The following is a 20,853-nucleotide window of genomic DNA, read 5'->3' on the forward strand; positions in this document are numbered from 1 at the left end:
GTTGTTTCCAGAAAGCGCCTGCGGGAGAATTCATTGTCCAGTTGTGGAGAACAATCGCATGAAGGCTCCTGCCATCTCCTTCGGCCGCCTGGCGGCCTTCGTCGCGGTGGCCGAGGCCGGCACCTTCACCGCCGCCGCAGAACGCCTGAACACGACCAAGTCCGCGGTGAGCCAGGCGGTGGCGTTGCTCGAGCGGGAGTTGGGCACGCAGCTGTTGCAGCGATCCACGCGCAAGCTCGCCATCACCGAAGCAGGGGTTGCGTTTCTCGCCGACTGCCGTGAGCTGCTGGCCGGTGCGGAGGCTGCGATGGAGCGGGCACGCAGCGGGCGCGCGCAACCTTCGGGTACGTTGCGGCTCACCAGCCCGCAAGCATCGGCCGGCATGGTCGCGAGCTGGATCGCGGCGTATAGCGAGCGCTATCCGGCAATGCGCGTGGACTATGTGCCCACGGACCGCAAACTCGATGTGATTGCCGAGCACTTCGACCTCACGATCCGCATCGGGCCGATGGCCGACTCCGGCCTTCGCGCGGTGGTGCTCGAGGAACTCGGGCTTTGGACTGTCGCCGCGCCCAGCTATCTCGCCCGCCATGGCACGCCGCGCAAGCCAGAAGAGCTCGCGAAGCACGAGTGGATTGCACTGTCTCTGCTGCCGGCTCCGTGGTCGATCGATCTCGAGCGCGGCGGCCGGAAGGTGCGCGTGAAGCTGCGCGGATCGATATCGGCGGCGAGCACGGACGCCGTGCTGCAACTGGTGCGCCAGGGCGCGGGCATCTCTTTTTTTCCGAGTACGGCAAACGTCCGCGCCGAGGTGGAAGCCGGGCGCCTTGTTCGTCTTTTTCCTGGCTGGGCGTCAGGTCGCATGTTTCTGTACGCGGCCTATCCGGGCAACATCGCTCCTCCCGCAAAGACGCGTGCGTTCATCGACCTTGCGAAGGAAGCGGTGCGATCTCGCAGCAAAGGACAAGAGTCCTGACAGTTCTCCCGTCAGCTTGGGGCGCTACTTGCCTTCGAGATGCCGAGTGCCTATTCCGGCGCGGCCGGCGTACGCAAGGCCGGCGACGATGCCTGTTGCTGGCCTTGCATCGGACCGACGAAAGCGACCGGTCCGGGCTCGCCTTGCGTCCTGCGCCCGATGCCTCGTACGAGGTGGCGCGGTAGGTGGTGGGTTCTTCTCAACTGCTCCAGCGCCTCGCTGCGGGCTGGTTCCGACACCGGTAGAAACATCTGCAATACGCTCATGATGTCATCCCGTGAGGCCAGAAAAGAATGTGGCTGGCTCGCAGTGATCGGAGCACAGCTTCCAGTTTCAGCGGCCTCTGGCGTGGCCGCAGGAGGCGCATTATGGGCGCACTGCGCCGGCACGCCACTACAGCCACGCGGGCAGTAGTGTTGCTGTGTTTTCTCAGTTGCCGGAATCTTCGCGGCGGGCGCTCTCTTCGGCGGCGCGGCGGCGTGCACGGCGCGTGGCCAGCTCGGCCGCCCGTTGCAACGCCCGCAGCTGAAAGGTCACGTCGTGAATTTCGCCGACGAGGCCGAACTGCTTACAGGCGTCGATGCGATCGGCGGCGCCGCCGCGCCAGTCCACAGGCGCCGAGGCTCCTTTCGGGGCAACGAGGTGCATCAGCTCGGCGACGCAGGCGGTCACGTCGTCGGCGGCGGCTCTCAGCGCGGATGTCGCTGTATCGACATCGCTGTCGCGCTTCATCATTGCGTCCTTGACGGTGACGCGCACAGGCGGTCTCGGGCGCCTCTCCGTGCTTCGCTCATGCATTTTCTTGTCCACGGCATTCGATTCCGAAAGGGAGTTCATTGCGCTGTTGGTGAGCAGCAGCGGCGGGCGATCCACCGGCTTGAAGTTGCGCATGCTACTGCTATTGGCCTAACGAGGCTTCGGACGGCCGGATTCACTCCTCTGAAACGCATGCACACGCATGTTTCTTCGCAGCCACTGTGTGGGCCCGAATAGGCATCGAAGCCGAGCTAAACGGCGCGTCGAAGTGTCTAATGCATTGATGATGTAAGGAGCCGCAACATGAGGTATTTGGTACGCACATTCGTAGCATTCACGCTCGGACTTGCGATCAGGAAAGCGGACGAAGCCCTATGAGCAAACAGCAAAACCGACGCATCCTGCTGGCGGACGACACGCCCGCCATCCACGAGGACTTTCGGAAGATTCTCCTGGCGGAGGCCACCGCATCAGACCTTGACGACATGGAGGCCGCACTGTTCGGCACCTCGGCCAGGCAGGCCACGGTGGACTTTGTGCTGGACAGTGCCTACCAGGGGCAGGAAGCGCTTGCCAAGGTGCGCGAGGCACTGGAGGCCGGCAAGCCCTACGCCATGGCGTTCATCGACATGCGCATGCCCCCCGGGTGGGACGGCGTGGAGACGATCGAGCAGCTGTGGCTGGTAGACCCGCGCCTGCAGATCGTGATCTGCACGGCCTATGCGGACCAGTCGTGGGTCGAGGTGTTCGAGCGGCTGGACGCGCGCGACCGCCTGCTGGTGCTCAAGAAGCCGTTCGATCCGATCGAGGTGCGCCAGCTGGCCAGTGCGCTCACGATGAAGTGGCAAATGACGGAAGACGCCGCCTTCAAGATGAACATGCTCGAGCAGGCCGTCGAAGAGCGCACGCGGGAGCTGTCGGACGCCAACATCATCGTGCAGAACAGCCCGACCATCCTCTACCGCCTGCGCGGCGAGCCCGCGTTTCCGCTGATCTACATCTCGCACAACATCACCAAGTTCGGCCACGATCCGGCCGGCCTGATGGCGAACCCGAACTGGGCCGACGTGCTCATCGACCCGGCCGACCAGGCCGGAGTTGCCGATGCGATGGCCCGCGTGCTGGAGAAGGACGCGGAAGGCGCCTCGATCGAATACCGCCTGTGCACCGGTGACGGCGGGCGGCGCTGGGTGGAAAACCGCTACGTGCCGGTCCGCGACAAGGAAGGCCGGCTCATCGAGGTCGAGGGCATCGTCATCGACGTCACGGAGCGCAAGGCGGCGGAAGAGCAGCTCGCGCGGCTGGCGCGCACCGACGGGCTGACCGGGCTCGCCAACCGCGCCACCCTCACCGAACGCCTGCACCAGGCCCATGCGGCCGCACGGCGGGGCTCCATGCCCTTTGCGCTGCACTACCTCGACCTGGACCACTTCAAGCCGGTCAACGACATGTACGGCCATCCGACCGGTGACCTGCTGCTGCGCGAAGTCGCGCAGCGCCTGAAGAACTGCACGCGCGAAACCGACGTGGTGGCCCGCCTGGGCGGGGACGAGTTTGCGGTGCTGCAAAGCGAAATGGGCGAGCCCGCGGCCGCGGGCGCGCTGGCCGCGAAGATCCAGGCGGAACTGGCGCGCCCCTACATGCTGGGCGGCAACGAGGTGCATGTGTCCGTCAGCATCGGCATCTGCCCCTACATCGCAGGCAGTGCCGGGCCGGACGAAATGCTCGTGCAGGCCGACCTGGCGCTCTACCGGTCGAAGGAAGAGGGGCGCAACCAGTTTCACTTTCACTCTGAAGAGATCGACCACGAAGTGCGTGACCGCGTGGCGCTGGGTGAAGACCTGAAGAAGGCGATCGAACGCGAAGAGCTGGAGCTTTATTACCAGCCGCAGGTCGAGCTGTCTTCCGGAAAGATCGTGGGCGTGGAAGCGCTGCTGCGCTGGAACCACCCCGAACGCGGCCTGCTCGACGCGGGCGCATTCGTGCCCATTGCCGAGCGCACCGGGAGCATCGTCACGCTGGGCCGCTGGGTGCTGGACCGGGCGTGCGGTCAGATGAGCCAGTGGCGCGAACAGGGCGTGGCGCCGCCCGTGCTGGCCATCAACCTGTCGCTCGGCCAGCTCAGAAAAGGCGCCGAGCTGGTTCGCGATGTGGTCGATTGCCTTGCGAAGTGGCAGCTCAACCCTTCCGACCTGGAGTTCGACGTGACGGAGTCGACGCTGGCCCAGATGACGTGGAGCCACAACGACGTGCTGCCACAGCTGCGGGCGCTCGGCGTGCGGATTGCCATCGACGACTTCGGTACCGAGTATTCGTCGTTCGAATACCTGCGGACCTACCGAGTCAACCACCTGAAGATCGCGCAATCGATGCTCAAGCGGGCCATCGACGACCCCGACAGCGCTGCGACCGTTCGCGCCATCATGAACCTGGCGCGGGAGGCCCGCATCGGCATCATCGTCGAGGGGCTGGAGACGGAAGCGCAGCGGGCCTTTCTGCATTCGACGGGCTCCACCACGCTTGCACAGGGCTACTATTTCAGCGAAGCAGTAGTCGCCGACGAGGCTGGCGACCTCCTGCGCTCGGGCACCATGGAGCAGAGCGAGCGCAGCAAGGGCGAAGGCCAGGAGCCACCCGGCTGACTGCGGGCATGCCTCTGCGCAGCGGCCTTGGACGCCCGGCCTACGTATGTAGGCACTCGCCCACGCGCATGAACTGACTTCTCCCGCAAGCCGCAGCCGCCGCAGCGTTCAACCTGCAGTCAAGCTCGCAAGGGCACCCCGCCCTGGTGCGGCTTCTCATTGCGGTTCCTCCTCACGGCGCATTCGTGCGTCGTTAAGCGCTCCTTCGGGAGCGCTTTTTTTGCCCGGTGTGTTTCTTTCAGTGTGTTTCGCGGCGCAATTGCTGCACATCTTCATGCAGCGACTGCGCCCAGGCGCGGCGCTCGCGGCCCAGCGAGGACTGCGGCTCGCCGAAGCGCACGATCGCCAGGAGGGGCGGTGCGCGCAGCGTGTTCCAGAGCGAGGTCAGCAAGTTGTCGTCGTCGATGTAGCGCGGCGCCTGGCTGGTTTCGCCGGTGGCCGCATCGGCAAAGCGCAGTGCGGCGGGCAGCACTGGCGCGCCCGACGAGATGGCGGCCTGCAGCAGGTTGGCGTGAAAGGGCAGCAGCCCCCGGCCATCGCTGGTGGTGCCTTCAGGGAACACGCCGATGCGGTCGCCGCCTTGCAGGGCCTCGGTCATGTGGTGCACCACCCGCAACGCATCGCGGCGCCGTTCCCGCTCGATGTAGAGCGAACCAGCGCCCGTGGACAGCGTGCCGATCAACGGCCAGTGCTTCACACCCGCCTTGGAGACAAAGCGCACGTGGCAGGCGGCATGAATGGCGGTGATGTCCAGCCACGAGAGATGGTTGCAGATGAGCAGCACCGGCCCCTTGGCGGGCGGCGTGCCTTGCACCTTGAGCGTGACGCCCATGATCTCGAGCAGGCGCCGCGACCACTGCTGCACCCGCAGGTTGCGCTCCTCCTGCGAAAGCCGCGGAAAGGTGAAGCGGATCGTCCACCACCCGCCCAGCGCGTGCCCTACGGCATGCAGCAGGCGCCAGCAGGCCTTCAGCGAATGAACCATCGAGACGTGCGCCCTCTTCTTCTCTTCAGCCGTGGACCACGCGGCCCGCAACCAGCGTGTGGCGGGCACGGCCCTGCAGCGGGTAGCCCGCGAACGGCGTGTGCTTGCCCTGGCTCTTCAGCGCGTCGGGCTGCACCTGCCACTCGAGCGTCGGATCGAATACGCAGAGGTCGGCCACGCCGCCCTCGGACAGGCGGCCGATGCCGGTGCCCGCATCGGCGGCGGCCAGCAGCCGCGCGGGTGCGGAGGTAACCACCTCGAGCGCGCGCGCAATGCCGGCGCCGCTGCGCTCGCCCCATTGCAGCGCCAGCGGCAGCAGCAGCTCGAGCCCGGTCGCGCCGGGTTCGGCTTCGGCAAAGGGCAGCGTCTTGGCGTCGGCCTCGACCGGCGTGTGGTCGGACACCAGCGCGTCGATGGTGCCGTCGGCCAGCGCGGCCGAGAGCGCATCGCGGTCGCCCTGCTGGCGCAGCGGCGGGTTCAGGCGTGCGCGGCTGTCGAAAAAGCCGATGTCCGTGTCGGCCAGGTGCAGCGAATTGATGCTCACGTCGCATGTGAGCGGCAGGCCTTGCGCCTTGGCTTCGCGCACCAACGCCACACCTCGGGCGCTGGAGATACGGCACAGGTGCACGCGCGCGCCGGTGCTCTTCATGAGCTCGATGATGGTGAAGATGGCGATGGTTTCCGCCGACACCGGCACGCCCGAGAGGCCGAGCCGCGTGGCCAGCGGGCCGCTCGCGGCCACGCCCTTGCCGAGGTCGCGGTCCTGCGGGCGCAGCCACACGGTGTAGCCAAAGGTGCTTGCATAAAGCAGCGCGCGCTGCAGCACCTGCGTGTCTGCCAAGGGCACGTCAGCCTGGCTGAAGCCGATGCAGCCGGCCTCGGTGAGCTCGGCCATTTCGGTGAGCACGCCGCCGGCCAGGCTGCGCGTGAGCGCGCCCAGAGGAAACAGGCGCGCGCCCTGCAGCTTCTCTGCGCGGAACTTGAGCATTTCAACCAGGCCGGGCTCGTCGAGCACGGGGTCGGTGTCAGGCGGGCATACGAGGCTGGTCACGCCACCCGCAATGGCGGCGGCCATTTCGCTTTCGAGCATGCCCTCATGCTCGTAGCCGGGCTCGCGCAGGCGCGCGGCCAGGTCGACAAGGCCGGGCGCGACGACGCAGCCCGCGGCATCGATGGTGCGTTCGGCCTTGAAGCTGGGCGGCACGCTGCCGACGCTGGTGATCTTGCCGTCGGCAATGGCGATGTCGGCTTTCTTGTCGGTGCCCGAGGCGGGGTCGACCACGCGGCCGTTGATGATCAGTGTGTTCATGCTTCGTTACCTGCCACGATGCTCATGACCGCCATTCGTACGGCGATGCCGAAGGTGACCTGCGGAAGGATCACACTCTGCTTTCCGTCCACCACGGCGGAGTCGATCTCGACACCGCGGTTGATCGGACCCGGGTGCATCACGATGGCATCCGGCTTGGCCAGCTGCAGCTTCTCGGGCGTGAGGCCGTAGGTCTTGAAGAACTCCTGCGACGAGGGCAGCAGCGCACCGCTCATGCGCTCGTTCTGCAGGCGCAGCATGATGATGACGTCGCAGTCCTTGATGCCCTCTTCGAGTGTGTGGCACACGCGCACGCCCATGCCGGCCATGTCACCGGGCACGAGAGTCTTGGGGCCGACCACGCGCACTTCGGCGCAGCCCAGCGTGGTGAGCGCATGGATGTCGGAGCGCGCCACGCGCGAATGCAGCACATCGCCGACGATCGCGACCGTGAGGTTCGCAAAGTCCTTCTTGTAGTGGCGGATCGTGTACATGTCGAGCAGCCCCTGCGTGGGGTGCGCATGGCGCCCGTCGCCGGCGTTCACCACGTGCACATGCGGTGCCACATGCTGCGCAATGAGGTACGGCGCGCCCGATTCGCTGTGGCGCACCACGAACAGGTCCGCGGCCATGGCACTCAGGTTGGCGATGGTGTCGAGCAGCGACTCGCCCTTGGTGGCCGAGGAGCGCGCGATGTCGAGGTTGATGACGTCGGCGGAAAGGCGCTTGGCCGCGATCTCGAAGGTGGTGCGGGTGCGCGTCGAGTTCTCGAAGAACAGGTTGAACACGCTCTTGCCGCGCAGGAGCGGCACCTTCTTCACCTCGCGGTCGCTCACGCTCGTGAAGTTGGCGGCGGTGTCGAGGATGTGCGTGACGATGTCCTTGGGCAGGCCCTCGATCGACAGCAGGTGGATCAACTCGCCGTTCTTGTTGAGCTGCGGGTTTCGCTTGTAGAGCATCAGCTGTTCTCCTCCACTTTGAGACTGAACGCACCGTCTTCCGCACGGGCGAGCGCGAGGAGTTGGGTATCGGGCAGCGCGAGTTTCGCGGCCGCGAAATCGGCCGCCACCGGCAGCTCGCGTCCACCGCGGTCGACCAGCACCGCAAGCCGCACGCACGCCGGGCGGCCGAAGTCGAACAACTCGTTGAGCACCGCGCGAATGGTGCGGCCGGTGTAGAGCACGTCGTCCAGCAGCAGCACGTCGGCGCCGTTCACGTCGAAGGGGAGCGCGGTCTGCGCGCTGGCCGAAAGGCCGCGGCGCGCGAAGTCGTCGCGGTGCATGGCCGACGAAATGACGCCGGGCGCGCCGGCAAGGCCCAGGTCTTTTTGCAGCCGCTCGACCAGCCAGGCGCCGCCGGAGGTAATGCCCACCAGTTTCGTTTCTGTGCGCATCAGCGCTTTCACGCCGTTCAGCAGCTCCTTGTAGAGCGCTTCGGCATCGGGTATTGAACTCAAGGGAGGCTCCTCAAAAATTGTTCCAGGATGATGCAGGCGGAAGCGGCATCGGCGTCTCGTGCGCCCGAGGCCAGCGCCTCTGTGGTGCTGTATCGCTCGTCGACCTCGAACACCTGAAGATTGAAACGGCCGCGCAGCTGGCGCGCAAACTTCTGCGCGCGGCGGGTGTTCTCGTGGGGGGCGCCGTCGGGGTGATACGGCACACCTACAACCAATGCGTCGGGCTGCCATTCCTTGATGCGCGCCTCGACCTGCGCAAAGCGGGCATCGCCCTCGGCCTTGATGGTGGCCTGCGGCGTGGCGGCGCCCAGCAGGCGGTTTCCGCTCGCGACGCCGGTTCGCTTCAGGCCGAAGTCGAAGGCCAGGAAGCTCTGGAAATGAGAAGGAACGGCAACGGAAACAGGAGAAGCGGAGGGAACGGGAGCGTCTGGCATGGCAGCGGCCATCACGCGTGTCCCGCTTCCGGCGACAGTTTCCAGGCCTCGAGGCCCAGCAGCATCAGCGCCTTGTCGTAGCGCTGCTCGATGGGGGTGTCGAAGATCACGGCCGGATCGGCGCTCACCGTCAGCCAGCTGTTTTCAGCCAGTTCCGATTCGAGCTGGCCCTCGCCCCAGGCCGAATAGCCCAGCGAAACCAGCACCTTGCGCGGTCCGGCGCCGGTGGCCAGGGCCTCCAGCACGTCCTTGGAGGTGGTCATTTCAAGGCCGCCGGGGATGGTCATGGTCGAGGCGTAGACCGACTCCTCGGGCTTTTCGGCGTGGGAGAACACGGGCTCGTGCAGCACGAAGCCGCGCTCGGTTTGCACCGGGCCACCCTGGAAAACCGGCGCGTCGCCGAGTTCGGGGCGCGCCAGGTGGAGCTCGATCTTCTCGAACAGCACCTTCAGGTTGATGTCGCTGGGTTTGTTGATCACAAGGCCGAGCGCACCGCGCTCGCTGTGCTCGCAGAGGTAGACGACGCTGCGGTTGAAAGTTTTATCTTCCATCCCCGGCATCGCTATCAAAAAGTGATGCGTGAGGTTCATCGGGGCAGAATCGGAAGCCATATGCCGCCGATTTTACTGGCCGTCGACAAGACCTATCCCAAAGGGCTCATGTGGTTTCGCCGCGACCTGCGCGTGGACGACAACGCGGCGCTCTACCACGCCCTGCGGGCCTGCCGCCAGGTGGTGTGCGTTTTCGTGTTCGACCGGGCCATTCTGGACCCCCTGCCCCCGGCCGACCGCCGGGTGGAATTCATCCGCGAGTCGCTCGTGGAGCTCGATGCCGAGCTGCGCGACCTGAGCGGCGGGCTCATCGTGCGCCATGCCGCCGCGGTCGACGAGCTTCCGGCGCTGGCGCACGCGCTGGACGTGCAGGCCGTGTTTGCCAACCGGGACGACGAGCCCGACGCGCTGGCGCGCGATGCCCAGGTGCTCGGCGCACTGGCCAATGCGGGCGTGGCTTTTCACACCTACAAGGACTCGACCGTCTTCGACCGCGACGAGGTAATGACCAAGACCGGCCAGCCCTACACGGTGTTCACGCCCTACAAGCGGGCCTGGCTGGCCAAGGTGGATTCGTTCTTTCTCAAGTCGTACCCGGTTCGGGCGTATGCCGACGCGCTGGCCGCCCCGCCCGAGCCGTGGCGCGCGCCGGCGCCCTCGCTCGAGGAAATCGGCTTTCAGCAAACCAACCTTTCCGAGCTCGAGATTCCCACCGGCACCCAAGGGGCGGCGGCGCTGTTCGAAGACTTTTTCCAGCGCATCGACCGCTACGATGCGGCGCGCAATTTTCCGGCGGTGCGGGGGCCCAGCTACCTGGGCGTGCACCTGCGCTTCGGCACGGTGTCGATCCGCCAAGTGGCGGGGGTTGCGCACCAGCTTTCGCTGCAGGGCGATGCGGGCGCGGCCACCTGGCTCAGCGAGCTGATCTGGCGGGAGTTCTACTTCCAGATCCTGGCGCACTTCCCGCACGTGCATTCGGGCGGCGAATCGAAGAGCTTTCGCCCCGAGTACGACAAGATCCAGTGGCATCACGGCAAGCATGCCGACCAGCTGTTCGAGGCGTGGTGCCAGGGCCGCACCGGCTACCCGCTGGTGGACGCGGCCATGATGCAGATCAACCAGAGCGGCTACATGCACAACCGCCTGCGCATGGTGACGGCAAGCTTTCTCTGCAAGGACCTGGGGCTGGACTGGCGGCGCGGCGAGCGCTACTTTGCGCTGCACCTGAACGACTTCGAGCTGGCCTCGAACAACGGCGGCTGGCAATGGGCAAGCTCGAGCGGCTGCGATGCGCAGCCCTACTTCCGCATCTTCAACCCCGTCACGCAGAGCGAGCGCTTCGACCCCGAGGGCAAGTTCATCCGCCGCTACCTGCCGCAGCTGGCGGGGCTGTCGAATGCCGCGATCCACTCGCCCTGGACGGCCTCGCCCGTAGAGCTGGAAGCGGCGGGCATCAAGCTCGGGGAGACCTACCCCAGGCCGGTGGTCGACCATGCCGAGGCGCGCGAGAAAACGCTGCAGCGCTACGGCGCGGCACGGGCGAAGGCGCTGCAAAAGTAAAGGGGCCCGGCGGGCCCCTTTACTGGTCGAGCTCCGGAGAGCTTCAAGCCGCCGCGGCCAATGCCGGTTCGCTCGTGTACGCACGCACCAGGCGCAGCAGCTCGTCTTCGGAGTACGGCTTGCCCAGGTAGTGGTTCACGCCCAGCGTGCGTGCGTAGTCCCGGTGCTTCTCGGCAATGCGCGAGGTGATCATGATGATCGGCAGGCCGGCCATCGACTCGTCCGCACGGATGTTGCGGGCCAGGTCGAAGCCGTCCATGCGCGGCATCTCGATGTCGGACAGCACCACCGCCGGCCGCTCCTGCTGCAGCCGCTCGAGCGCCTGCAGGCCGTCGGCCGCGAGCGACACGCGGTAGCCTTCGCGCTGCAGCAGGCGCTGCGTCACGCGGCGCACAGTAATCGAGTCGTCGACCACCAGCACCAGCGGAACCTGCGGCACCGGCGGAGCCAGCATCGGCAACGGCTCTTGCGGGGCGCCGTGGTCGGCTTCGGCCGATCCGCCCTGCGCGGACACGGCCAGCGCGGCGGCCTGGCGCATGCGCGCCTGTTCGCCGTGCACCGCGGCCAGCGCCACGGGGTTGTAGATCAGCGCCACCGCGCCGGAAGCCAGCACCGAGATGCCCGCCAGACCCGGCAGGCGCGCGAGTTGCGGCCCGAGGTTCTTGACCACGACTTCCTGGTTGCCCAGCACTTCGTCCACGTGCAGGCCCACGCGCTGTGCCGCGCTTCGCACGATCACGACGGTGTTGTTCTTGCTGGTGGGATGCTCGCTGCGCGCCGAGGCCTGCAGCAAAGCACCGGCCCAGTAGAAGGGCACCTGCTCGCTGCCGAACGGATGGCTGTTGTGCAGGTAGGCGGCTTCGAGCTCGGTGCTGCTCACGCGCTGCACCAGCTCCACCAGGTTGGACGGCACGCCGATCGACACCTCGCCGGCACGCAGCATCACCACGTGCGTCACCGCGGTGGTGAGCGGCAGCACCAGCTTGAAGGTGGTGCCCTGCCCGGCCGTGCTGTGCGTTTCGATGCGGCCGCCGAGCGCCGCGATCTGCGCGCGCACCACGTCCATGCCGATGCCGCGGCCGGCCAGTTCGGACACCTGCCCCGCCGTGGAGAAGCCGGGCTTGAAGATCAGCTCGGTGGCTTCTTCGGGCGAGAGTTCCTGGCCCGGCTCGAGCAGGCCCAGCGTGCGGGCACGTTCGGCAATGCGCTTGTGGTCCAGGCCGGCGCCGTCGTCGCGGAAGCTCACCGAGACGTCGTTGCCTTCATGGTGCAGGTCGATCACGATCAGGCCGCTGGCGTCCTTGCCGGCCTTTTCACGCGCGGCCGGGTCTTCGATGCCGTGCGCCACGCAATTGCGCAGCAGGTGCTCGAAGGCGGGCGTCATCCGGTCGAGCACGCCGCGGTCCATCTCGATGGAGCCGCCGACGATGTCCAGCCGCACCTGCTTGCCGGTGTCTTTCGACGCCTGGCGCACCACGCGGTAAAGGCGGTCCGAAATGCCCTCGAACTCCACCATGCGCGTGCGCAGCAGGCCGCGCTGCAGTTCACGCGTCTGGCGTGCCTGCACGCTCAGGTCGTCTTCCGTGGCCTGCACCGTCTTTTGCAGCGTGCGCTGCACGGTGGCCACGTCGTTCACCGACTCGGCCATCATGCGCGTGAGTTCCTGCACGCGGGTGAAGCGGTCGAACTCGAGCGGGTCGAAGCTCTGCTGCGAATCCTTGGCTTGCGCCAGGCGGGACTGCATCTGGCTTTCGGCCTGCACTTCGATGTCGCGCAGTTGCTGGCGCAGGCGGTCGAGGTTGCCCGTCAGGTCGGAGAGCGAACCGCGCAGCTGGCCCAGTTCGGCCTCGAGGCGCGAACGCGTGATGATGACCTCGCCGGTCTGCGCCACCAGGCGGTCGAGCAGCTGGGTGCGGATGCGAACGGCCTGGGTAGACGCCGTGCGCAGCGGTGCGAGCAGCGCCGGAGCCGGACGCGGCAGGAGCGACGGCACGGCGGCCGTTTCCACGGCATCCGCGTTCTGGTCGCCGCCGGCAGCAATCTCGTCGTTGGCGGGCACGCCGGCTTCGGCGGCAACCTGCACCAGTTGAACGCCCGGCTGGGCAGCGGTTGCCGCCACCACTAGCTGGGCCACTTCGGCCTGGGTGGCATCGTCCGCCGCGCGCAGCGCGTCGAAGGTGGACTGCAGCGAATCGAGCCGCGTGAGCAGTTTTTCGATTTCGGCCCGATCGGCACCGCCCTGGGTACCCAGGACTTCGATCTCCGACTCCATGCGGTGCGCCCGCTCGCCAAGGCGCATGGCGCCGGCCAGCCGGGCACTGCCCTTGAGCGTGTGCAGCGTGCGCAGCACCGAGGCGCGGGGCGCGTTGTCGTCAGGGTGGTGCGCCCACTGGCGCAGCGCCTGGCCGAGCTGCGGCAGCAGTTCCGCGGCCTCTTCCTCGAAGATCGGGAAAAGGTCGACGTCGACCGCATCGGCCACGTCGATCGCGTCTTCGGAGTCGTCCAGCGCCACGTCGGCAACGCTGTCGGTGGCCACCATGTGCTGCAGCGGCCGCACATCGGCACGAGCGGCAGCCTCGGCCGGCATGGGCGCGGCGGCAATGTCGCGCAGCGCCTGCAGCGTTCCCTCGGACGGCTCGCGCAGGAAGCCCACGGCAAACTGGTGCAGCAGGCGGCGCAGCTCGTCGGCCGCGGCAACCAGCACCACACCCTGCTCACGCGTACCGCTGCCCTGCATTTGCAGATGCTGCAGCGCGGCTTCGAGCAGGCGGGCCATGCCCGAAAGGCTGTGGAAGCCGACCGTGGCCGAGCTGCCGGCCAGCGAATGCGCCAGCGCGACGGTCGAATCGGACAGGCGCTCGTGCGATTCGAGCGCCCACTCGCCGACTTCGGTGGCCAGTTGCCTGGACCATTCGTCGGCTTCGTTGAGATAGACGTTGTAGAGCGCAATGCCGATGCGCAGCGGTCCGATGACCTTGACCTGGTCATCCGCACCGGAGGGCGCAGCCGCCTCGGCGGTTTCCTGCACTTCGGCTTCGGGCTCAGGTTCGGGCTGCGGCGCTTCTTCGGCAACTGCAACCGCGTCTGCAACCGCCACCGGCGGCTCGACCGGCTCAGGCGCTGCCGCGGGCGTTTCGTCCACGGCTGCAACGGGTTCTTCCGGTGCCAGCAGGAACGCCGGTTCGGTGACCGCGGGCTCTTCTTGCACCGGCTCGGCCGCGGCAACGGCCACAGGCTCGCTCTCCTTGGCCTGCAAGGGCTCGGGTGCCCAGTCCAGGTCGGGCAGTGCCACGGGCGTTTGCAGCAGCTCAGGCGTGGCGACCGGCGCGGGTTCTTCGGCGGGTTCGACGGCAAATTGAGCGGCGGACGGTGCGGGCTCTGCCTTTTCGGGCGGCGCCAGGAAATCGAAATCTCCGCTGCCGGTCAGCACTTCGAAAGACTCTTCCGGGCTCGGCTTGGTATCGAAGTCGAGGAAGTCGGTCGATGCGAAGTCGTCGTCGGTTTCGTGCTTGGCGGGTTGCTCCAGCACCTGCGGCGGCAATTCGAAGTCCGGGGCGGGCGCGGCGGCTGGCGACGCGACGGGTGACAGCGCCAGATCTGGCAAGCCGCGCAGTTCCGAAAGCTCGGGCAACTCCGGCAGTTCCGGCATCGGCAGGGGAGCAGCCACGGGCGGCTCTGCGGCAATATGGCGCGCGGCCACCGCAAGGGCGTCCGCATCGACGCGCGGCGGCGCGGTCGGCACGGGTTCGCCGGCCAGCAGGGCGTTGGCCACTCGGCTGAAATGCGACGACTGCCAGCTGTGCTGGGCGCCTGACGCAATGGCTTCCACCCATTCGCTGAATTCGCCGAGTGCATTGCGGGTGGCGGAAAGCAGCTCGGGCGTGGCGTCGCGCTGGTCGGCCAGCCAGGTGTTGAGCACCTGCTCGAAGGACCAGGCGGCATCGCCGAAATCGGTGAGGCCGACCATGCGCGAGCTGCCCTTGAGCGTGTGGAACGCACGCCGCAGGATGGTGAGCTCTTCGGTGTCGTCGGGGTGGCCGCCGAGTTCGTCGATGGCGGCCAGGCCGTTCTGCACCACCTCGCGGGCCTCGTCGAGGAAGATATTCTGCAGGTCGTCTTCTTCGAGCTCGGTCACTTCAGTGTCGGGCAGCGCCGCGGGACCGGTAATCTTGTTGGTCCAGCTGTCGGCCTTGCGGCTGAATTCCTCGATGGGCGACACCTTCGCCTTGCGGTTGGGCGTGGCCAGCGCGGCCAGCTTCGAGGCGATCTGTGCGTCGACCTCTTCGATGCTGAGCACGGCTTCGGCGCCCGCGGGCTTGCCATCCGCCACCGCGGTATCGGCGGCATCGCTGTCGGCGGCCTGGCGGCCCATCAGCGGCTTGAGTTCACCGGCTTCGGCGTCGAACACGAACAGGCGCTTGGCCAGCGCCGGCTGGTAGCCCAGCATGTCGATCAGGAAGCCGAGCGCGCCCAGGTTGTTGCCCAGCGCATCGAAGCTGTGCATTTCCTCGACGGGAGATGCGTTGCCCACGAGCATCTGCTCGACGTCGTCGCGCATGCGCTGCACGGTGTGCGCGGCCTGCTCGAGGCCCAGCACCGAGAACACGCCGCGCATTTGCAGCAACTGGCTCGGCACGGTGCGCAGCAGCGCCTTTTCGGCCGGGCGGCGGAAGTACTGGTCGAGCGACTTTTCAAGCTCGCTCAGGTGGCTGCGCAGCTCGTCGACCACGGTACCCATGGTCTGGCGATCGCTCACGCGGCGATACAGGTCTTCCATCCAGGGCTCGAGCGGCTCCGAATGGCCGCCAGCGCGCACGCGCTCGATGCGGCCGGCCAGCTGCAGCGTGCGGGAGGTGAGCTGCGGATCGCTCGGGTCCAGATCTTCGAGCGCGGCTTCCAGGTAGAGCACCGAGGTGGCGACTTCCATCGCGAGCTCGGTGTCCGGCACCTGGCCGGTGCGCACGGAAGCCTCGACCGCATGCGTCAGCGCTTCCACCATCGGCAGGCTCGGCGGATGCAGCTTCTGCAGCGATTCGCCCAACTGGGCGAAGGTGTCGGCCACTTGGCGGGTGCGGGTGACGTCGCCGCCCGAAAGCGCCGACCACATTTCCTTGGCGGTTTCGATGCGCTTGCGGGCTTGCGTGAGCACCAGCGGATCGAAGCGGCCGAACTGCTCGACGCTGTAGTTGATGTACGGCTCGCTCGCAACGCCCCAGGCGCTGCGCACGGTGCGCAGCGTGGCGGCGTCGTCGCGGCCGGTAGGCACGGCTTGCGCGCAGAAGAACAGCAGGTCCTGGCCGAGCCGGTCGGACACGGTGCTGTCGCCGCGTGCCAGCGTGGCGTATTGCAGCAGCACGCGCGAAGCCGCTCGCTTCACGTACGAATCGGCGGGAATCAGCTCGAGCGCCAGGGCCTCGAAGAAGCCCGCGGCCAGCGTCCAGAAGCTCGCGACGCGGGGCAGCAGCGCGCCGCGTCCGAGCCCCAGGCACAGGGCGTGCAGCCGGCGAGCGGCCTGCGCGTCGCCGGTCTTGACCAGCTGCAGCACTTCGCGGTCGAGCCGCGAACGCACCGCCGGGTCATAGGCCAACGCGGCCTGGGTGAGCGCGGGACGGACTTCGACCCAGCGCCAGGCAATGCTCCACAGGTCTGCCGGGTGAACGCGCTCGTTGCCGACCAGTTCGAGCACATCGCGGTACTGCGGAAACAGCGCCACCGACGACACGGGCTTGCCGGCCAGCAGCGCGTTGAGGAAATCGACGACGGCAAAGCCGGCGCGCTCGATCTTTACGACCGCGCTCTCGGTGCAGCGCTGCGGTTCGGCAATGAAGCCCTGGACCGCGAATTCGATGGAGCCGAGCACCAGCGCCGGAGCGGTGTTGCCCACCATCTGCAAGGCACCGACGGACTGGTGCAGTTGCTGGCGAGCCATTTGCAGCGGGCCGCTCTCGAGTTCCGAGGTATTGCCCACGTCGCGCACAAAGCGACGCAGCGACTTGGCAACGCTGTCGAGGGATTTCTGGATTTCTCCCAGAACCCAGGCCAGCGGCCCAAGGTCTTCGGTGGCCGGCACATTGCCAGCGAGGGGGGCCGTGGCAGGGGTTTGAATCGACACGTTGGATGCTCGCCGTTCTTATCTCTTGTCAGGCAATTTTGAAACGGGCGACGGAGCGGCGCAGTTCTTCGGCCATCTGCGAAAGCTCGCGCACCTGCTGGGCGGTGGTACGGGTACCTTCTCCGGTCTGCTCGGTCACCGCAAAAATGTGCTGGATGTTGGCAGCCACCACGTTGGCCGAATCGGCTTCGCGGGAGGCGGATTGCGAAATCTGCTCAATCAGTTCTGCAAGGCGGCGCGACACGCGGTCAATCTCCGTCAGTGCGGTACCGGCATTGTCGGACAGCTTGGCCCCTTCGACCACACCCTGCGTGGAACGCTCCATGGCGCCCACCGCGTCTTGCGTGTCGGTCTGAATGGCCTTCACCAGCGCCGAAATCTGGCGCGTGGCGTCCGCGGAGCGTTCAGCCAGCCGCTGCACTTCTTCCGCCACCACCGAGAAGCCGCGACCGGCTTCACCGGCCGATGCGGCCTGAATGGCGGCGTTCAGCGCCAGCACGTTCGTCTGTTCGGTAATGTCCGAGATCAGCTCGGTGATTTCACCGATCTCCTGCGAGGATTCGCCCAGGCGCTTGATCCGCTTGGAGGTTTCCTGGATCTGGTCGCGGATGGAGTTCATACCGCCGATGGCGTTCTGCACGGCCTGCAGGCCCGACGATGCGGCTTGCAGCGACTGGCGCGCCACCGTGGCGGACTCTTGCGCTTGCGAGGACACGCCGTTGATTCGCTCGGCCATGGTCAGCACCGACTGGCCGGTTTCGCGAATTTCGCGCAGCTGTTCGGTCGAGGCGGCGAGCAGTTCGGTCGAGGTGCTTTCCACCTGCGACGTGGTCTGCGCCACGCGGGTTGCCGTGTTCTGCACGTTGCCCACCAGCAGTCGCAGTTCTTCCACCGTGTAGTTCACCGAGTCGGCAATGGCGCCGGTGATGTCCTCGGTCACGGTGGCTTCCTGCGTCAGGTCGCCTTCGGCCACTGTCTGCAGTTCGTTCATCAGCCGAAGAATGGCGGCCTGGTTGGCGTTGTTGATGCGGCCGGCTTCGTCGCTGGCCTGTTCGGCCGCGAGACGTTCGCGTTCGGCGATGGCGGCACGTTCACGGCCTTCGCGCACCTGCACGAAACCGATGGCGCCTGCCAGGGCCAGGGCGGCCAGCGACAGCACGAACAGCAGCACGATGGTTCCAGCGCCCAGGCCGGTGCGTGCGGAGAGCTTGTCCTGCAGCTCGCCGAGCGATTTGCGCAGCGGTTCGCTGTCGGTCAGGATGGAAGCCTGCGCTTCGCGCGCGGCCACCAGGCCCTGCAGGTTGCCCAGAATGGCGGAGGCCTGCGTGCGCATCTGCTCGTAGGTCTTCAGGATGGCTTCAAGCTGCTGGCGCGTTTGCGGGTCCTTGGAGCCGGGGAAGCGCTGCTGCGCATTGCCGTCCAGCAGGCCGCGGGTGGTTTCCTGGAAGGTGTTCAGGTCCTTGCCGAGCAGGAACACGGCGTCGGGGTTCACGCCCTCGACCGTGAAGAATTCGTTGGTCGACTTGCCGATGCGCTGGGTCAGCATCACGAGCTGGCCGGCGGCCGAGATTTCAGGCAGCGTGGCGTTCTGCTGCATCTTCAGCGAAGCGACGGTTTCCGTCATTTCGAGCAGCGCGGACGATTGCTGGTTGATGTCGCGCAAGGCGGCGCCCACCTGGGTCAGGATCTGGCGCTGCGACAGCACGACCTTGGCGCTGGCATCCGCACGGGCGACCAGCGGGTTGATCTTGGCCATGTCCTCGTCGTACTGGTTGCCCACGCGTTCGAGGCGCAGGGCATCGTCGCCGTTGGTCAGGCCCTGCACGCGGCGCGTGAGGTCGTCGGCGCTGTCCTTCACTTCGACGAACGCGGGCGCACTGCCCACGAGGGCCTGCGAGATCGATTTGGCGAGACGCTGCGACTGCATCAGCGACTGGCCGGTGGCGGCCACCTGCTGCGCGAGGCGCTCGGCGCGAAGAATGGCCGAACCGGCCACCAGCAACAGCAGCAGCACCACCACAGCCAGCATGATCGCAAGGATCCGCTGCTGGCGCGCCGGCCTGGAGCCGGCCTTGGCGGCTGCGGCCTGCGCTTCGTCGAGCGGGCCTGCGGCTGCCTCGTTGGCTGCTTCGCTGGGAGGCAGCGCGCCGCCGTCGGCAAAGCCGGTGGGCGCGGGGTCGGCGGCGGAGCGGCCTTGTTTTCGGGCGAGGCGGACGGTCTTCTCGTCCAGCGCCTGCACCGTATCGACATCGTCGAGCGACAAGGTGGAACCTGAGCCGTCGACGCGGGCCTTTTCGTTGCCGCTGTTCGCGGGCAGTAATTTCTTGAACTTGTCGGCGATCGAGCTCACGGTCGGTCCTTCAGGGTGGTTGTCTTTGGGCTGTGCGAAAGCACTAGGCGCCAATACTCAAAAACTCGGGTTGCTGCGAAAGCGCCTGCAGGTTGATCTCCTGCCAGCGCTCACCCGCCGCATCGGTGTACAGATGCCCCAGCCACGCGGGTGCTTCTGCGCTTGGCGGCTCCGCGGCCGTGAAGGCCTCGGCGCCGCGCAACCCCGCCAGTCGGTCGACCAGCAATGCGCAGTTGACTTCGAGCAGCTCGTTGAGGGCAACGAGCCGCGATTGCATCCGGGCCGCCTCGGTGGCGGCCGGTCCGCTCGGAACGCCCGAGGCGAATGCCGACAGCTGCACCACGCCGAAGAGGCCGCCGCGCAGGTTGGCAACGCCAAGGAACCAGGGCTCCGTGTAGGGCACGGGCTGGGGGGGCGTCCAGGGAAAAATTTCGCCCGCGTGGCCGAGAGGAAAGAGGTACTTGCCCTCTCCCGCCTCGACCGCGAGCCACGTGGCGGCGACGCCAGTCGTGCGTGCGGCCTGCAGGCGGCTTGCTAGCCGGGACTGGAAGGCTCGGAGAGCGTCGCGATTCGCCATGGACTCGGTCGGCTCCAGCTCAGGCGAGCGCGGTGATCTTCGACATCAGGTCGGCCTCGTTGACCGGCTTCACGATGTAGTCGCGAGCGCCCTGGCGCATGCCCCAGACGCGATCGGTTTCTTGGTTCTTGCTGGTGCACAGGATGATCGGGATGGTGCCGTACTTCGGGTCGCGGGCAATCGCGCGCGTCAGCTGAAAGCCGTTCTGGCCGGGCATGACCACGTCCATGAGGATCAGGTCGGGCTGCTCCTCTTCGAGACGGCGCATGGCGTCGTCGGCGTTTTCGGCGGTCTTGACGGCAAAGCCGTTCTTGCGGAGCAGGTCTGACAGGAACACCAGTTCCGTCTTGGAGTCGTCGACGACGAGGATTTTTCGAATGGGCATTACTGCACTTCCTGTTGAACAATGCCAAACTGCTGCACGGCCTGCAGCAGCTGGTCTTTGGTGAAAGGTTTGGTCAGGTAGTCCTGCGACCCGACCATGCGGCCGCGAGCCTTGTCGAAGACGCCGTCTTTCGAAGAGAGCATCACGACCGGAACATTGGAGAATTGAGCGTTGCGCTTGATGATGGCGCAGGTCTGATAACCGTCCAGGCGGGGCATCAGGATGTCGCAGAAAATCAGATGCGGCTTGTGATCGTTGATTTTCGAGAGCGCGTCAAAGCCGTCTTCCGCAAGAAGAACCTCGTGCCCGCCCTGCTTCAGAAATATTTCGGCACTGCGCCGGATCGTATTGCTGTCATCGATGACAAGCACCTTGTAACCTGATCCATTCGGCCCCATTGCACACACTCCTGCTGAGATGAGACTTGGATGCCCGCCGCGCCGTACATCGACGCAAATCGCGTAGCCCTATGCCATGCTCTTCAGATTTCAACCATTTCGAAGTCTTCCTTGCGCGCACCGCACTCAGGACAGGTCCAGTTCATCGGGACATCGGCCCAGGCCGTGCCTGCCGCGATGCCGTCCTCCGGCACACCAACCGCTTCGTCATAGATCCACCCACAAATCAGGCACATCCAAGTTTTCGTATTCATCGGAGCTTAAAGTCCTTGTTCATTAAATGCAACGAGTGTATCTATGCGTATCTCACTGGCGGACGGTAAACGTCGCGCCTATGCCACCATCCAGGGGATTTTGCCCGG

16 protein-coding genes are annotated in these 20,853 nt (G+C 66.6%); 3 read left to right on the plus strand and 13 right to left on the minus strand.

Translation table 11 applies throughout. The features are described from left to right. Positions 1 to 58 precede the first annotated feature (58 nt). Positions 59 to 976, plus strand: a complete 918-nt coding sequence (locus V9K97_RS11120; protein ID WP_258502379.1) for a LysR family transcriptional regulator — start codon at positions 59 to 61, stop codon at positions 974 to 976. A 429-nt stretch (positions 977 to 1,405) separates the two neighbouring features. Here V9K97_RS11120 and V9K97_RS11125 read toward each other — a convergent pair whose 3' ends face one another. Next, positions 1,406 to 1,867: a hypothetical protein gene (locus tag V9K97_RS11125; protein ID WP_337296956.1), complete on the minus strand. Its 462-nt coding sequence runs from the start codon at positions 1,865 to 1,867 to the stop codon at positions 1,406 to 1,408. 239 nt (positions 1,868 to 2,106) lie between these two features. Between V9K97_RS11125 and V9K97_RS11130 the strand changes: the two genes are divergently transcribed. Then, positions 2,107 to 4,374: an EAL domain-containing protein gene (locus tag V9K97_RS11130; RefSeq protein WP_337318028.1), complete on the plus strand. Its 2,268-nt coding sequence runs from the start codon at positions 2,107 to 2,109 to the stop codon at positions 4,372 to 4,374. A gap of 238 nt (positions 4,375 to 4,612) precedes the next feature. Here V9K97_RS11130 and V9K97_RS11135 read toward each other — a convergent pair whose 3' ends face one another. Genes V9K97_RS11135 through V9K97_RS11160 form a run of 6 tightly spaced genes read right to left on the minus strand, consistent with a single transcriptional unit; the run spans position 4,613 to position 9,169 of the window. Continuing rightward, positions 4,613 to 5,359 carry a lysophospholipid acyltransferase family protein gene (locus V9K97_RS11135; RefSeq protein ID WP_258502383.1) on the minus strand — a complete coding sequence of 249 codons (747 nt, stop codon included), beginning with the start codon at positions 5,357 to 5,359 and terminating at the stop codon, positions 4,613 to 4,615. A 25-nt stretch (positions 5,360 to 5,384) separates the two neighbouring features. Then, entirely contained in the window at positions 5,385 to 6,668 is a 1,284-nt protein-coding gene (locus V9K97_RS11140; protein WP_337318030.1) for a dihydroorotase, read from the minus strand. Then, entirely contained in the window at positions 6,665 to 7,627 is a 963-nt protein-coding gene (locus V9K97_RS11145; protein WP_013543579.1) for an aspartate carbamoyltransferase catalytic subunit, read from the minus strand. Before V9K97_RS11145 ends, V9K97_RS11140 begins: the two co-directional genes overlap by 4 nt. Beyond that, positions 7,627 to 8,124, minus strand: coding sequence for a bifunctional pyr operon transcriptional regulator/uracil phosphoribosyltransferase PyrR (pyrR, locus tag V9K97_RS11150; RefSeq protein WP_337318032.1), 498 nt, complete (start codon positions 8,122 to 8,124; stop codon positions 7,627 to 7,629). Before pyrR ends, V9K97_RS11145 begins: the two co-directional genes overlap by 1 nt. Beyond that, a complete protein-coding gene (gene ruvX, locus V9K97_RS11155; protein WP_157615946.1) occupies positions 8,121 to 8,570 on the minus strand; it encodes a Holliday junction resolvase RuvX in 450 nt (149 codons plus the stop codon). Before ruvX ends, pyrR begins: the two co-directional genes overlap by 4 nt. Further along, positions 8,570 to 9,169 carry a YqgE/AlgH family protein gene (locus tag V9K97_RS11160; protein WP_126749378.1) on the minus strand — a complete coding sequence of 200 codons (600 nt, stop codon included), beginning with the start codon at positions 9,167 to 9,169 and terminating at the stop codon, positions 8,570 to 8,572. The genes ruvX and V9K97_RS11160 overlap by 1 nt, the downstream gene beginning before the upstream one ends. Here V9K97_RS11160 and V9K97_RS11165 point away from each other — a divergent pair, their 5' ends adjacent. Further along, positions 9,170 to 10,669 (plus strand): cryptochrome/photolyase family protein, encoded by a 1,500-nt coding sequence (locus V9K97_RS11165; RefSeq protein ID WP_337318034.1) that lies wholly within the window; start codon positions 9,170 to 9,172, stop codon positions 10,667 to 10,669. It abuts the gene before it with no gap. A 43-nt stretch (positions 10,670 to 10,712) separates the two neighbouring features. Here the strand turns inward: V9K97_RS11165 and V9K97_RS11170 are convergent, their stop codons facing one another. The 6 genes from V9K97_RS11170 to V9K97_RS11195 form a co-directional block, all read right to left on the minus strand. Continuing rightward, positions 10,713 to 16,781 carry an Hpt domain-containing protein gene (locus V9K97_RS11170; protein WP_337318036.1) on the minus strand — a complete coding sequence of 2,023 codons (6,069 nt, stop codon included), beginning with the start codon at positions 16,779 to 16,781 and terminating at the stop codon, positions 10,713 to 10,715. Positions 16,782 to 16,809: 28 nt separating this feature from the next. Then, complete coding sequence (locus V9K97_RS11175; RefSeq protein ID WP_337318038.1) at positions 16,810 to 19,131, minus strand: methyl-accepting chemotaxis protein; 2,322 nt, start codon at positions 19,129 to 19,131, stop codon at positions 16,810 to 16,812. 43 nt (positions 19,132 to 19,174) lie between these two features. Then, the gene (locus tag V9K97_RS11180) at positions 19,175 to 19,708 is read right to left on the minus strand and encodes a chemotaxis protein CheW (RefSeq protein ID WP_258502392.1); all 534 of its coding nucleotides are present in this window, start codon (positions 19,706 to 19,708) and stop codon (positions 19,175 to 19,177) included. 19 nt (positions 19,709 to 19,727) lie between these two features. Beyond that, entirely contained in the window at positions 19,728 to 20,093 is a 366-nt protein-coding gene (locus V9K97_RS11185; RefSeq protein ID WP_126749383.1) for a response regulator, read from the minus strand. Continuing rightward, positions 20,093 to 20,491, minus strand: a complete 399-nt coding sequence (locus V9K97_RS11190; RefSeq protein WP_126749384.1) for a response regulator — start codon at positions 20,489 to 20,491, stop codon at positions 20,093 to 20,095. The genes V9K97_RS11185 and V9K97_RS11190 overlap by 1 nt, the downstream gene beginning before the upstream one ends. A gap of 83 nt (positions 20,492 to 20,574) precedes the next feature. After that, positions 20,575 to 20,745: a rubredoxin gene (locus tag V9K97_RS11195; RefSeq protein WP_007838397.1), complete on the minus strand. Its 171-nt coding sequence runs from the start codon at positions 20,743 to 20,745 to the stop codon at positions 20,575 to 20,577. Positions 20,746 to 20,853 lie beyond the last annotated feature (108 nt).

This window comes from Variovorax sp. CCNWLW186, assembly GCF_037203865.1.
GTDB lineage: Bacteria > Pseudomonadota > Gammaproteobacteria > Burkholderiales > Burkholderiaceae_C > Variovorax.

Coding starts and splice junctions, on each gene's coding strand:
- V9K97_RS11135 (WP_258502383.1), bottom strand. CDS start 5,359: ATGGTTCATTCGCTGAAGGCCTGCTGGCGCCTGCTGCATGCCGTAGGG.
- V9K97_RS11140 (WP_337318030.1), bottom strand. CDS start 6,668: ATGAACACACTGATCATCAACGGCCGCGTGGTCGACCCCGCCTCGGGC.
- V9K97_RS11165 (WP_337318034.1), top strand. CDS start 9,170: ATGCCGCCGATTTTACTGGCCGTCGACAAGACCTATCCCAAAGGGCTC.
- V9K97_RS11125 (WP_337296956.1), bottom strand. CDS start 1,867: ATGCGCAACTTCAAGCCGGTGGATCGCCCGCCGCTGCTGCTCACCAAC.
- ruvX (WP_157615946.1), bottom strand. CDS start 8,570: ATGGCCGCTGCCATGCCAGACGCTCCCGTTCCCTCCGCTTCTCCTGTT.
- V9K97_RS11160 (WP_126749378.1), bottom strand. CDS start 9,169: ATGGCTTCCGATTCTGCCCCGATGAACCTCACGCATCACTTTTTGATA.
- V9K97_RS11120 (WP_258502379.1), top strand. CDS start 59: ATGAAGGCTCCTGCCATCTCCTTCGGCCGCCTGGCGGCCTTCGTCGCG.
- V9K97_RS11190 (WP_126749384.1), bottom strand. CDS start 20,491: ATGGGGCCGAATGGATCAGGTTACAAGGTGCTTGTCATCGATGACAGC.
- V9K97_RS11180 (WP_258502392.1), bottom strand. CDS start 19,708: ATGGCGAATCGCGACGCTCTCCGAGCCTTCCAGTCCCGGCTAGCAAGC.
- V9K97_RS11195 (WP_007838397.1), bottom strand. CDS start 20,745: ATGAATACGAAAACTTGGATGTGCCTGATTTGTGGGTGGATCTATGAC.
- V9K97_RS11130 (WP_337318028.1), top strand. CDS start 2,107: ATGAGCAAACAGCAAAACCGACGCATCCTGCTGGCGGACGACACGCCC.
- V9K97_RS11185 (WP_126749383.1), bottom strand. CDS start 20,093: ATGCCCATTCGAAAAATCCTCGTCGTCGACGACTCCAAGACGGAACTG.
- V9K97_RS11145 (WP_013543579.1), bottom strand. CDS start 7,627: ATGCTCTACAAGCGAAACCCGCAGCTCAACAAGAACGGCGAGTTGATC.